We start from the raw sequence: 13,442 nt of genomic DNA on the forward strand, positions 1-13,442 counted from the left end.
ACTATCATAATAAGTTTTTTAGTTTCATAAATCTAATAAGTATATTCAACTCTAGACTCCACTGTTTTAGTTAAAATCAAAACATCTTGCGAGTAAAAATCATTATCACATATGCCAAAAATTACTATTAACGAATATAAATAAGGGGTAAAAGTTTTCTCATTTGTACAGGTTTAAGCTAGGGACTCAAAAAAAAAATCTATATAAAAAAAAGAAACAAAATTTACATTTTTGATAACAAAAAGCATAGCTTCAAACTAAAACAATTCCTTACTTTTGCATCTTCCACTTTTCTAAAAATCATCTATGAAATTATTATATTCTTATATAATCAAACATAAAATGCTCTTATTTTTTGCTTTGATTATGGCTTCTATCAACATTTGTTTCAGTTTATCAGACTCTATTATTACAGGTAATTTAATGCAGGACTGCGGTGTTGGACTGGCAAAATACAAAGGAAACGAAATGGCGTTTATAAAATCGTTATCCTTTTGGCTTGGACTTTCGCTTGCTGCAGCGATGATTTCCAGGATTACCAAAAACTTTCAGGATTACTTTACCAATGTTGTAATTCAGAGAACTGGCGCTCAAATGTATACGGACGGAATTAAAAAATCACTCGATTTACCTTATGCAGAATTTGAGGATCAACGAAGCGGTGAAACATTAAGTAAATTAACTAAGGTTCGAACTGATTCTGAAAAGCTGATTACGCTTTCTATTTCATTGATTTTTCAAACTATAATCGGATTCATATTTGTAATTGTTTACGTTGCTCGAATCGATTTTCGTATTTCGATCATTTTTTTAATCACAGCTCCAATTATTGCTTTAGTGAGTTCTTATTTGGGCAAAAAAATTAAAGTTGTTTCTAGAAAAATCGTGAATCAAACTAATGCTTTGGCTGGTTCTACAACAGAGAGTTTACGAAATATCGAATTGGTAAAAAGTCTAGGTTTAACGTATCAGGAAGAGAAACGTTTGAATTTAAATACATTCAAGATTCTTCAGTTGGAATTAGAAAAAATCCGTTTTATCAGAAGTTTGAGCTTTATTCAAGGAACAACAGTTCATTTTTTAAGAACTTGTGTCGTTTTCACTTTGTATTATTTCTTGTTTGGAAATAAAATCATTGTGGGAGATTTACTAACAATGGTATTTTTTACTTTTTTCATTTTTGGTCCACTTCAGGAACTTGGAAATTTCATTATTGCAGTTAATGAAACTAAAGTTTCAATGGAGAATTTCAAAACTTTACTAAGCGCTCCGAAAGAATTCCGCCCGAAAAACCCTAAACATGTTGGAGCCATTCAATCCTTATTATTTTCGAATGTAAGTTTCAAACATAGAACGGCAAAATTTAAAGCGGTTGAGAATATTAATTTTGAAATTAAACAAGGACAGACTGTTGCTTTTGTTGGTCCGTCGGGCTCAGGAAAAACCACTTTAGTAAAATTATTGGTTGGTTTGTATACACCCGCAGAAGGTCGAGTTCTTTATAATGATATTGATTCGACCGAAATTGATTTACTTGATTTACGAAAACAGTTAGGTTTTGTAACACAAGATGCACAGCTATTCTCAGGAACTATTCGAGAAAACTTACTATTTGTAAAACCAAATGCAACCGATGAAGATTTATATGATGCTTTAAAACGTGCAAGCTGTGACAAACTTCTAAAACGTGCCGAAGATGGTTTAAACACTACAATAGGCGAAGGCGGAATAAAAGTTTCTGGCGGAGAAAAACAACGTTTATCTATCGCCAGAGCCATTCTTAGAAACCCAAATTTATTGATTTTTGATGAAGCAACTTCGGCTTTAGATTCAATTACAGAAGAAGAAATTAATGCGACAATCCGAAATATTTCAGATAAAAACAGAATCACAGTTTTAATCGCACATCGCTTATCAACCGTTATGCATGCTGATAGGATTTTTGTTTTAGAGCAAGGTAAAATCATTGAGCAAGGCAAACATGATGATTTGATTGTTGAAAAAGGATTGTATTATGCTATGTGGCGCCAGCAAATTGGAGAGAGAAAATAGTTTTTGTAAAGGTTCTGAGGTACTAAGGTACTAAGTTACTAAGTTTTTTTATACGAACTATTTGTCATTTCGACGAAGGAGAAATCTTCTTTGCTAGATCGCCACAGATTTGACATTCTTTGCGGAGCTTCTTGCGAAGATTTCTCCTTCGTCGAAATGACACAAAATGAGAAAACACTATAAAATAAAACCCGACAGATTTTAAAAATCTGTCGGGTTTACTTTTATAAAAAACTCAGAACCTTAGTGTCTTAGATTTTTAGCACCTTTAAATTATTTAACAAAATCAATCGCTTTAGCAAGTGCCTCAGCAATTCCGTCAACATTTTTACCTCCTGCAGTTGCGAAGAAAGGTTGTCCTCCTCCTCCACCTTGAATATATTTTCCTAATTCGCGAACCACTTGTCCAGCGCTTAGGTTTTTCTCAGCTACAATTTCTTTAGAAATATAACAAGTCAACATTGGTTTTCCTTCGTGAGCTGTAGCAAAAACTACAAATAAGTTATGATAAGAATTACCCAATTCGTACGCTAGATCTTTTGCTCCTTCTGGATTTAAATCTACTTGTTTCGCTAAGAATTGAACTCCGTTGATTTCTTGCAATTCTTTAGCCAAATCCGCTTTCATATTTTTAGCTTTATCTTTCAATAAAACCTCCAATTGTTTTTTCAATTGAGCATTTTCGTCTTGCAATGCCTGAATCGCTTTTACAGGATCTTGAGCATTCTTAAGTGCTTCTTTAATTTCACTAAAAGAAACAGCTTGAGACTCAAAATACTCTTTTGCTGCCTCACTTGTAATGGCTTCAATTCTTCTAATCCCTGATGCAACAGCACCTTCAGAAACAATTTTAAAATGCCAAATATCAGATGTATTTGCAACGTGTGTTCCTCCGCATAATTCAACTGAATCACCAAATTTAATCATACGAACTAAATCGCCATATTTCTCTCCAAACAAAGCAATTGCGCCTTCTTCAAGAGCTTGATCTTTTGGAATTGCTCTTTTCTCGATTAATGGCAGACTTTCACGAATCCTTGCATTTACGAAATTCTCTACTTCTGCCAATTCCTCGTCACTAACTTTAGAAAAGTGTGAAAAGTCAAAACGCAATGAAGAATTACGAACCATAGACCCTTTTTGTTCAATATGAGTTCCTAAAATTTTTCTCAAACCTTGGTGCAATAAATGCGTAGCCGAGTGATTTGATGAAGTTTTAGCTCTTTGAGTAGCATCAACAACAGCATTAAAAGTCCCCGTGATATTTTCAGGCAATGATTTTGCTAAATGTATCGTTTGATTATTCTCTTTTTTAGTATCGATGATATAAATAATATCTCCATTTTGAGATTCTAAATATCCTTTATCTCCTGTTTGTCCCCCGCTTTCTCCATAAAATGGAGTTGCATTGAAAACCAATTGGTAGATTTCACCATCTTTTACACTATCAACTCTACGGTATTTTGTTATTTTTACTTGGTGAGATAATCTGTCATAACCTATAAACTCCTGAATATCATCTTCAACAATTACGTTCCAGTCTCCAGCCGTAACTTTTGAAGCAGCACGAGATCTTTCTTTTTGTAATTGCAATTGTTCCTGAAATCCAGCTTCGTCTAATTTCAATCCTTTTTCAGAAAGAATCAAAGCCGTTAAATCGATTGGAAAACCATAAGTATCATACAATTCAAATGCTTTTTTACCATCGATTGTATCACCTTGATTATTTAAAATTACAGCATCTAAAAGAATCAAACCTTGATCAAGTGTACGTAAGAAAGAATTTTCCTCTTCACGAATAACATTCGAACAAAGTGCTTTTTGCGTTCTAATTTCCGGGAAAGAATCTCCCATTTGCTCGCTTAAAGTTTCAACCAATTTATAAATAAATGGCTCTTTTGTGTTTAAGAATGTAAATCCGTAACGAATTGCACGACGCAAAATTCTACGAATTACATATCCAGCTCCAGTGTTAGATGGCAATTGTCCATCGGCAATAGCAAAAGCTACAGCACGAACGTGATCTGCCACAACACGAATTGCGATATTTACTTTATCTTCTGCCTCATTTGAAGCTTTAACAGTATAATTTGCTCCTGTAATAGTTTCGATTTCTCTAATCAAAGGCATGAAAACATCAGTATCATAGTTTGATGTTTTTCCTTGCAATGCCATACACAAACGCTCAAATCCCATTCCGGTATCAACGTGTTGTGCAGGAAGTTTTTCTAGAGAACCGTCAGCTTTACGGTTGAATTCCATGAATACATTATTCCAGATTTCAACAACTTGCGGATGATCGTTATTTACCAAAATTTTTCCAGAAACTGCAGCTTTTTCTTCCGGAGTACGTAAATCAACGTGAATTTCAGAACATGGTCCGCATGGTCCCTGATCTCCCATTTCCCAGAAATTATCTTTCTTATTTCCAAGAATAATTCGGTCTTCGTCGATTAAAGTTTTCCAGATATCCCAAGCTTCTTGATCAAAAGGAACATTATCTTCTTTACTTCCTTCAAAAACAGAAACATAAAGATTTTCTTTTGGAATTTTATACACTTCTGTCAATAATTCCCAAGCCCAATTGATTGCTTCTTTTTTGAAGTAATCTCCAAAAGACCAGTTTCCTAACATCTCAAACATAGTGTGGTGGTAAGTATCGATACCAACCTCTTCAAGATCATTATGTTTTCCTGAAACACGAAGACATTTTTGCGTATCGGCGATTCTTGGACTTTTTGGCGTTCCATTACCTAAGAAAAATTCTTTAAACTGGGCCATTCCAGAGTTATTGAACATTAAGGTTGGATCGTCTTTAAGTACAATAGGAGCCGAAGGAACAATTGTATGCCCTTTACTCTCAAAAAAATCTAAAAATTGTTTACGTACGTCTTGTGATTTCATGTTTTATAATGAGATAATTTGAAAATGTGTCAATTAGATAATGCGACAATTAAATAATTAAAAATAATTCTTAAACAATAATTAACTAATTGTCACATTATCTAATTATCTAATTGCTTTATCTTGAAAAAAAGCCCCGAACAACTGAAACATTTACTAATTTTGTTCGACTAACTACTTTTACAAGCTGCAAAAATAGGGTATTTTAAAATATGGCGAAAGTAAAATATTATTACGACTCAGAAAATCTGGCTTATACAAAAATAAAAACCAGAAAAAGGATTAAATTCGGCTATGTTATGCTGTTTTTATTGGCTTCGGCGTTATTTGGTTTTTTAGTTTTTGTACTTCTGCTAAACACTCCCTATTTTGAAACCCCAAAAGATCGTTTACAAGCACGTGAAATCGAAAATCTAAAACTGCATTATTCTATTTTGAATAAAAAAATGGATGAAATTGACGCTGTTGCTGAAGCACTAGAAGAGCGAGACAATAATATTTACAGGGTTTATTTTAATAAAGCTGAAATTCCAGATTCTATTAGAAAAGCGGGATTTAGAGATCCTGAAAGATATAAAAGATTAGAAGGATACAATAATTCGCAATTGGTTCTAAACACCACAAAACGAATCGATAAACTTTCAAAGGAGCTGGCTATTCAATCTAAATCATTAGACGAAATATTAAAATTGGCAAGTACTAAAGGAAACTTATTGTTAGCCATTCCGGCAATTCAGCCCGTTCAAAATGAAAGTCTAAAAAGAGTTGCATCTGGTTTTGGATATCGAATCGATCCTTTCACAAAAGTGAGAAAAATGCACAACGGAATGGATTTTACTGCCAGCACCGGCTCTCCTGTTTTTGCCACTGGAGACGGTGTTGTCGAAAGAGCTGATGCAGCTGCATCTGGATTTGGAAATCATGTTGTAATCAGGCATGGTTTTGGCTACGAAAGTTTATACGCTCATTTAAGCAAGTACAATTGTCGACCGGGACAAAAAGTAAAAAGAGGAGATATAATTGGTTATGTAGGAAGCACCGGAAGATCTGAAGGACCGCATTGTCATTATGAAGTTCACAAAGATGGTAAAGTCGTAAATCCGTTGAATTTTTATTATGGAAACATTTCTGCAGTCGAATATGTTGCAATTTCTCAAATGGCAAACCAAGAAAATCAGTCATTAGATTAATAGTATAAAAAGTACTATTTTTGAAATAAATTAGAAAGAAAAAAACATGCATATTGAGCTTTCAAAAGATAAAAGATATTTCAGTATTGGCGAAGTTGCCAAGGCTTTTAATGTCAATGCATCATTAATTCGATTTTGGGACAGCGAATTTGATATTCTGAAACCAAAAAAGAATGCCAAAGGCAACAGAATGTTTACGCCTGATGATATTACCAATTTACAACTGATTTATCATCTTGTTAAAGAAAGAGGTTTTACACTGGAAGGCGCAAAAACACACTTAAAAGAGGGTCAAAAGAAAACATTAGATAAATTCGAAATAATACGTAAATTAGAGACGATAAAAACACAATTGAACGAAATAAAAAACGAATTGTAATTAAAAATAGAAATAAACTTAAATCAAAACTAATATGAAAAAATGGTTAATCCCTGTAGGAATTATTGTTGTACTAATTGCTATTGTTGCATTTTGGTCAATTGGAATTAAAAATACTGCTTTGCAGCACAGTCAAGCAGTTAACAAAGATTGGGGAAATGTACAAACTGCTTACCAAAGAAGAAATGACCTTATTGGAAACTTAGTAAACACGGTAAAAGGTGCTGCTGATTTTGAAAAATCAACTTTAACGGCGGTTATTGAAGCTCGTGCAAAAGCTACTTCTGTAACTATTGACCCAAGTAATGTAACTCCAGAACAATTAGCACAATTCAACCAAGCTCAAAGCGGTGTAACTTCATCATTATCAAGATTATTGGTTTCTGTTGAGCAATACCCAACTTTAAAAGCTAATGAGAATTTCTTGAAATTACAGGATGAATTAGCTAGTACTGAAAACCAAATTTTAACAGCTAGAACTCGTTTTAACGAAAGCGTACAAGTATATAATGGTTACATTTTATCAATCCCGAACAAATGGTTCTTGAGTGAATACAAAGAAAAACCATACTTTGAAGCTGTAGCAGGTGCTGATAAACCAGTTGAAGTAAAATTCTAAGAATTAGATTTAATATTTTACATTAACGATTGTAGATTTTAGAATTAATCTGAAATCTACAATCGTTAATTTTCACTCAAAAATAATTTCAATGTCAAAAGTAGAAGATTTTTTAAGCAAAGAAGAAGAGCAAGAAATTGTTGAAGCTATTCGTATGGCCGAAAAAAACACTTCTGGCGAAATTAGAGTTCATATAGAAAGAACATCTCCTAAAGCTCATTATGACCGAGCTTTAGAAGTTTTTCATGAATTAAAAATGCATGAAACCAGATTAAAAAATGGTGTATTGCTTTATTTTGCTGTTGATGATAAAAATTTTGTCATTTGCGGCGACAAAGGAATTAATGATTTAGTTGCAGACGATTTTTGGCATTGTACCAAAGACATTATGACTAATCATTTTAAATCCGGAAACTTTAAACAAGGTATTGTTGATGGCATTTTGAATGCAGGCGAGCAATTGAAAAAATATTTTCCTTCATTGGCAGACGATACAAACGAATTATCTAACGAAATCTCAAAAGGATAAATAATGAAAAATTCCAAAAATAAAATCTTAAATTCCAATAGAATTTTTCAGTTTGCCTTTTTACTTATCGTGCTTTTTACTTCTAATTGTATTTTTGCACAATTTGAGATTCCTAAAAAACCTGATTTTCAAACCTCGGTATATGATTATGCTAATGTTTTAAGTGCTTCTGAAAAAACGCAGTTAGAAGAAAAGCTAATTCGATATTCAGATTCTACTTCAACACAAATTGTAGTCATTACAATTGAAAGTTTAAAAGGAGAAGACGTTAGTCAATTGGCAACAAAATGGGCACAGACTTGGGGACTAGGCCAAGCAAAAGAAGACAATGGTGTTATTATCTTATTGGCTAAAGCCGAAAAGAAAATCGCTATAAATCCTGGATATGGCTTGGAAGATAGATTGACAGCTGGTATTGGGGGAACTATTATTCGTAATATTATTATCCCTGAATTTAAAGCAGGAAGTTATTACCGCGGACTTGATAAAGGTGCTGATGCTCTTTTTGATGTTTTTAAAGGCAAATACAAAGGTGAACGCAAGCAGACTAAAGGAAAAGATTTTCCAATACTCCCGTTTATTATAATTGTTGTAATTGTTTTAATTTTACTCTCTCGAAACAAAAGAGGCGGCGGTGGAAATTCTGGCAACAAAGGCGGCGGCGGTCCCAGCCTGCTCGATGTAATTATTCTAAGTAATCTTGGTAGAAGCAGCGGCGGATTTGGAGGTTTTGGCGGCGGATCATCTGGAGGTGGTTTTGGCGGAGGCGGTGGCTTCGGCGGTGGATTTGGCGGCGGAGGATTCTCTGGTGGTGGTTCTAGCGGAGGCTGGTAAACTAATTTTGTTTTATATACCAATTCGACTAAAGCTTAGTATCAAATTTTCTTTGTTTTAGGTTTCAAGTTTAAAAAATCTTACTTTTACAAATTACAATTCAATATAGATGTTATCACATAAAGCAAAATACGCCCTTAAGGCCTTACTTTATTTAGCAGAACAAGACGAAAATCACATTTCTAGAACTATAGAAATTGCTGATGGCGCTAACATTCCTAAAAAGTTTTTAGAACAAATTTTATTAGATCTAAAACGAGGACGTTTTGTGAGCAGCAAGCAGGGAAAATTTGGTGGATATTATCTGATAAAATCAAAAAACGACATCACTTTGGCAGAAATTCACCGATTATTTGACGGTGCAATTGCACTTTTGCCATGCGCTTCTTTAAATTTTTATGAGCCTTGCTCTGATTGTAAAACCGAGTCTGAATGCAGTCTGCGTCACGGTTTAATGCTTATCAGAGATAAAACTTTGAAGGCAATGGAAGGCATCACAATCGCTTCATTAGTAAACAAATAAAAAAATATTTTCTAATTCCTAGTAAATCCATAGAATTAATTATATATATTTGCCAAAAATAATTAACAAACCATTTACAAAATTTTAACTCATGAAAGTACATTTTAGTTCATCAGGTGTAACAAAACTTTGGCAAAACAATTCTACAAGACTTTTCGCAGCTGTGAAAAGCAATTCCTCTATAATGTGTATGTGTTGATTTAAAAAAATTTTATTTTAAACTCTACTAATCACATATACTTAATATAAAAATGAAAACATTTACACAAAATATCTTTACAATAGTATTCTTTTTAATCTTCTCTGTCTCATTTGCACAAAACATTGAAGGTGTTGTTACAACAAGCGAAAATATACCTTTAGAAGCCGTTAACGTAGTAGTGAAAGGAACTACTAACAGCGCTGTTACTGACAACAGCGGAAAATTCACAATCGATTCAAAAGGAAGACTGCCTTTGACTCTTTTAATTCAATACGTTGGATATACAACAGCTGAAATCGAAGTAACTGCCATACCAGTAAATCCGATTCAAGTTCTGCTAAAAGAAGAAAATGAACTTATTGAAGTTGTAGTATCTTCAAGACGTCGTATCGAAAAAGTTCAAGATGTACCAATTGCTATTTCGGTTATTACAGGAAAACAAGCGGAACAAACTGGAGCTTTTAATGTTAATAGAATTAAAGAATTAGTTCCATCAGTACAACTTTATTCTTCAAATCCAAGAAATACAGGTATCAATATTAGAAGTTTAGGCTCTCCTTTTGGATTAACAAATGATGGTATTGATCCAGGTGTTGGTTTCTACGTTGATGGTGTTTACTATGCACGTCCGGCAGCTACAACTCTAGATTTTATTGACATCGAACAAATTGAGGTATTGCGCGGTCCGCAAGGATCATTGTTTGGAAAAAACACAACTTCGGGCGCCTTTAATATAACAACTCGCAAACCAAGTTTTACTACTGGTGCAGATTTTGAAGTAAGCTACGGAAATTTTGCTTTCTTGCAAGCCAAAGCTTCGGTAACTGGTGCTTTAGGTAAAAAGGTTGCTGGTAGATTGTCTTTCTCTGGAACTCAACGCGATGGTTTAGTTGATAATATTGTAACTGGAAGACCTACAAATACATTAAACAATCAAGGAATTAGAGGTCAATTACTTTTTACACCTTCTGTAAATACAAATATTATTCTGGCTGCTGATATTACAACACAGCGTCCGGATGGATACGCTCAAGTTATTGCAGGTGTTGCGCCAACACAAAGAGCAGCTTATCGCCAGTTTGATGCAATTATCAAAGATTTAAATTATAAGCTTCCAAGTCAAAATGCATTTGATCGTAAAATTGATCAAGATACACCATGGCGTTCTGGACAAGATATGGGAGGTGTTTCGTTGAATATTGACACAAAAATTGGAGGCGGAACTCTTACTTCTACAACTGCTTGGCGTTTTTGGAATTGGGATCCGTCAAACGACAGAGATTTTACAGGATTACAAGTATTGGCTAAATCGCAAAACCCAACAAGACAAACGCAGTTAACACAAGAAGTACGTTATGCAGGGCAACTTACATCAAAATTAAGCGGTGTTGCTGGAGTGTTCTTCATTGACCAAACATCGCAAACAAATGGTACCGAAGAATCTGGAAATGCGCAATGGAGATTTGCGCAAAGTTCAACAAGCCCGTTATGGAAAACTCCGGGTCTTTTTGAAGGTTACGGCATCAAAACCGACGCTCGTATTAGAGCATCAAGTGCTGCAGTATTTGGACAATTGGACTGGGCATTAACAGAGCGTTTACATGTTTTACCAGGTTTGAGATATAACTTTGACAAAAAAGATGCTCATTATGCTCGTACAACATACGGCGGATTACAAACAACTGATCCTGCATTGCTGGCTTTGAAAAAACAAGTTTACTCTGATCAAGCTTTTGATTCTAGTACTGACAACACGGATTTTTCAGGAAACATAACTGTTACTTATAAATTCAGTGATAAAATTAATGCTTACGGAACTTATGCTAAAAGTTACAAACCTGTTGGTGTAAATGTTGCTGGTCTGCCAACAGATTCGAAAGGACAGCCATTGTTAGATCTTGCAGTTATTAAACCAGAAAAGGTAAACCATTATGAAATTGGAATTAAAACTTCTCCGTTTAAAAATTCTATCTTCAATTTAGCTTTTTTTGATACTGATATTAAAGATTTTCAAACAAACGTTCAAGCTGCAGAATTGGGTGTAAATAGAGGTTATCTTGCTAATGCTGACAAAGTACGTGTGAAAGGTGCTGAGCTTGATGCTAGTTTTGTTGTAAGCACGCACTTAACAATAAACGCTGCGGCTACTTATACTGATGGAAAGTATGTTAAATTTACAAATGCACCGCTTCCATTAGAAGAAACTGGAGCGCCGGTATCGTTTAAAGATGTTTCTGGAACTGATTTACCAGGCGCTTCAAGATGGGCAGGATCTCTAGGAGGTGAACTTTCTGATAATGCAAGATTCTTTGGAAACGCTGGAAAAGTTTTTGTTGCTGTTGATTCATACGCTCGTTCTGAATTTTCATCAAGCCCTTCGGCTTCAAAATATTTAGTTGTACCAGGTTATGCGATCTTTAATGCTCGTTTAGGTTTCCGTGCATCACAAGGATTATCAGTTCACTTTTGGGGACGTAACCTTTTAAACAAAGATTATTATGAGCAATTATTACCTGCAGGAGGAAATGCCGGACAATATGCTGGTGTACTTGGTGATCAAAGAACTTACGGAGTTACATTGAAATATAACTTATAGATTTAAACTAAAGTTAGAAACTGAATTAACGAGATACGTTTAAAACGTATCTCGTTTTTTTTATCAAAAGAATACAAAAGACATAATCTGCTGTTTTAAAAACTTTTAGTAGTATTTAATTTCATTTGAAAAAAGGATCTTTAATGATGTTTTTATGCAAATGAACTTTTTCTAATCTCAGGAATAGCAATATTAAATGAGAATTAATCAAATACTAAAATGCTACACTACTACAATTTTACAGTTTCAGAAAATCAGATTTCATATGATCCATATTGGTATGATAACTCAAACTTACTTTTACACTCATTTTTAGGGATTATTATTTTAATTCTAGCAATTATTACATCTTATTTAGATACTCTTAAATGCGGATTAATTTTTTCAATTCTTATTATTGCAGCGATGTTTATCCTCAGTACAGCAGTATTTATCCGTGGTATTTATATATGGAAAATTAAAAATAAAACGACCTTTATTTTTGACAAAAATAATGATGCTTTTTATAAAATTACACCGTTTTCAAAAAAGAAAATTATTGCATTAAGCGATATTTTAAGCATTGTTACAAAATCAGATTCACGAAATTTTAATTACATTCTTAAAGTTCAAAACAAAGCTTCAGCTAAAAATATTTATTTAACAAGTGATATAAAAAACGAAAACCAAAACAATCCCGAAATTCGTTTTTTAGAAATGGAAATTATCCCTCAATTGGAGTCCTTTTTAAACTTAAAAAAAGAAGGTTTTACGGTTTTTGATTCTGAATTAATTAATATTTAATTTTCAAAACAATCACAAAATCAAGCCAAAAGCGTAATAAAAAACGATTCCTATTTCAATTCATTTATTCTCATTTGTATATATTCGCAGCCTGAATTTATTAGTTGAATGAAGTTTTTCAAATTAGCACTTATTTTAAGCTTAATAAGTCCCTCTTTATCGGCGCAAAATCAAAAGAAAACTGATCAACAGACACTGACTTGGATTAGGTATTACAATATCTTGCCTTTGAGCGAGAAATGGGCACTTCACTCTGAATTTGACAATCGAAGCTTTCTTAATCCTATTCATCAAAACTTATTTGCAATACGAGTTCAAGGACGATATCGTGCTGCAAAAACTATCGATTTAGGCGGAGGTTTTGCTTATTTTAATGTAAATACTCAAGACCCAAATGTTGATCCTGATTTTTCGATTCCAGAATATCGAGCACAGCAGGATATTACATTTATAAACGATATTGCCAAAATCACTTTTCATAATCGTTTTCAGCTTGAAGAACGCTTTTTTCAGAAAGCAACCAAAACAGAATTACTTGACAACTATTGGTTTGCTTACCGATTCCGTTATAGACTGCAGTCAACATTTACTTTATGGGAAAAAGAAAAACGAAGTTTAAAAGGCACAATATCTGATGAAATCATGTTTAATTTCGGAAAAGATAACAAGCGAAATACATTCGATCAAAACAGACTTTATGCAGCGCTTCGCTATCACATTAACCCAAACATTGGCTTAGAGTTAGGTTACCTAAAAAGCTTTCAAAGACGTGCCAGTGGAGTCGATTTTTATGATCGAGATATTATCCGATTTACGATCTATCATAGGATT

At 33.6% G+C, this 13,442-nt stretch carries 11 protein-coding genes; 10 read left to right on the top strand and 1 reads right to left on the bottom strand.

The features are described from left to right. The first annotated feature begins 306 nt into the window (after positions 1–306). Complete coding sequence (locus BOW57_RS20310) at positions 307–2,052, top strand: ABC transporter ATP-binding protein (RefSeq protein WP_129056959.1); 1,746 nt, start codon at positions 307–309, stop codon at positions 2,050–2,052. A 273-nt stretch (positions 2,053–2,325) separates the two neighbouring features. Here the strand turns inward: BOW57_RS20310 and alaS are convergent, their stop codons facing one another. Continuing rightward, complete coding sequence (alaS, locus tag BOW57_RS20315; RefSeq protein WP_129056961.1) at positions 2,326–4,956, bottom strand: alanine--tRNA ligase; 2,631 nt, start codon at positions 4,954–4,956, stop codon at positions 2,326–2,328. A gap of 212 nt (positions 4,957–5,168) precedes the next feature. Here alaS and BOW57_RS20320 point away from each other — a divergent pair, with 212 nt between their 5' ends. The 9 genes from BOW57_RS20320 to BOW57_RS20360 form a co-directional block, all read left to right on the top strand. Then, positions 5,169–6,146, top strand: a complete 978-nt coding sequence (locus BOW57_RS20320) for a peptidoglycan DD-metalloendopeptidase family protein (protein ID WP_129056963.1) — start codon at positions 5,169–5,171, stop codon at positions 6,144–6,146. A 46-nt stretch (positions 6,147–6,192) separates the two neighbouring features. Continuing rightward, positions 6,193–6,525: a MerR family transcriptional regulator gene (locus BOW57_RS20325; protein ID WP_089053894.1), complete on the top strand. Its 333-nt coding sequence runs from the start codon at positions 6,193–6,195 to the stop codon at positions 6,523–6,525. A 34-nt stretch (positions 6,526–6,559) separates the two neighbouring features. Then, positions 6,560–7,144 (top strand): LemA family protein, encoded by a 585-nt coding sequence (locus tag BOW57_RS20330; RefSeq protein ID WP_089053895.1) that lies wholly within the window; start codon positions 6,560–6,562, stop codon positions 7,142–7,144. A 91-nt stretch (positions 7,145–7,235) separates the two neighbouring features. Beyond that, positions 7,236–7,673 (top strand): TPM domain-containing protein, encoded by a 438-nt coding sequence (locus BOW57_RS20335; protein ID WP_129056965.1) that lies wholly within the window; start codon positions 7,236–7,238, stop codon positions 7,671–7,673. Positions 7,674–7,676: 3 nt separating this feature from the next. After that, entirely contained in the window at positions 7,677–8,507 is an 831-nt protein-coding gene (locus tag BOW57_RS20340) for a YgcG family protein (protein ID WP_129056967.1), read from the top strand. A 109-nt stretch (positions 8,508–8,616) separates the two neighbouring features. Further along, a complete protein-coding gene (locus tag BOW57_RS20345) occupies positions 8,617–9,030 on the top strand; it encodes an Rrf2 family transcriptional regulator (RefSeq protein WP_053470541.1) in 414 nt (137 codons plus the stop codon). 251 nt (positions 9,031–9,281) lie between these two features. Next, positions 9,282–11,828, top strand: coding sequence for a TonB-dependent receptor (locus BOW57_RS20350; protein ID WP_129056969.1), 2,547 nt, complete (start codon positions 9,282–9,284; stop codon positions 11,826–11,828). Between the two features lie 219 nt (positions 11,829–12,047). Then, the gene (locus BOW57_RS20355) at positions 12,048–12,611 is read left to right on the top strand and encodes a hypothetical protein (RefSeq protein WP_129056971.1); all 564 of its coding nucleotides are present in this window, start codon (positions 12,048–12,050) and stop codon (positions 12,609–12,611) included. A gap of 108 nt (positions 12,612–12,719) precedes the next feature. Next, the coding region (locus tag BOW57_RS20360) for a DUF2490 domain-containing protein (protein WP_164973752.1) at positions 12,720–13,442 on the top strand (723 nt) is incomplete at its 3' end.

The organism is Flavobacterium sp. YO64 (assembly GCF_004119505.1).
Taxonomy (GTDB): Bacteria; Bacteroidota; Bacteroidia; order Flavobacteriales; family Flavobacteriaceae; genus Flavobacterium; species Flavobacterium oncorhynchi.

Bases quoted from the DNA above. Each gene is read 5' to 3' on its own strand.
- BOW57_RS20310 (WP_129056959.1), top strand. From the start codon at position 307: ATGAAATTATTATATTCTTATATAATCAAACATAAAATGCTCTTATTT.
- alaS (WP_129056961.1), bottom strand. From the start codon at position 4,956: ATGAAATCACAAGACGTACGTAAACAATTTTTAGATTTTTTTGAGAGT.
- BOW57_RS20320 (WP_129056963.1), top strand. From the start codon at position 5,169: ATGGCGAAAGTAAAATATTATTACGACTCAGAAAATCTGGCTTATACA.
- BOW57_RS20325 (WP_089053894.1), top strand. From the start codon at position 6,193: ATGCATATTGAGCTTTCAAAAGATAAAAGATATTTCAGTATTGGCGAA.
- BOW57_RS20330 (WP_089053895.1), top strand. From the start codon at position 6,560: ATGAAAAAATGGTTAATCCCTGTAGGAATTATTGTTGTACTAATTGCT.
- BOW57_RS20335 (WP_129056965.1), top strand. From the start codon at position 7,236: ATGTCAAAAGTAGAAGATTTTTTAAGCAAAGAAGAAGAGCAAGAAATT.
- BOW57_RS20340 (WP_129056967.1), top strand. From the start codon at position 7,677: ATGAAAAATTCCAAAAATAAAATCTTAAATTCCAATAGAATTTTTCAG.
- BOW57_RS20345 (WP_053470541.1), top strand. From the start codon at position 8,617: ATGTTATCACATAAAGCAAAATACGCCCTTAAGGCCTTACTTTATTTA.
- BOW57_RS20350 (WP_129056969.1), top strand. From the start codon at position 9,282: ATGAAAACATTTACACAAAATATCTTTACAATAGTATTCTTTTTAATC.
- BOW57_RS20355 (WP_129056971.1), top strand. From the start codon at position 12,048: ATGCTACACTACTACAATTTTACAGTTTCAGAAAATCAGATTTCATAT.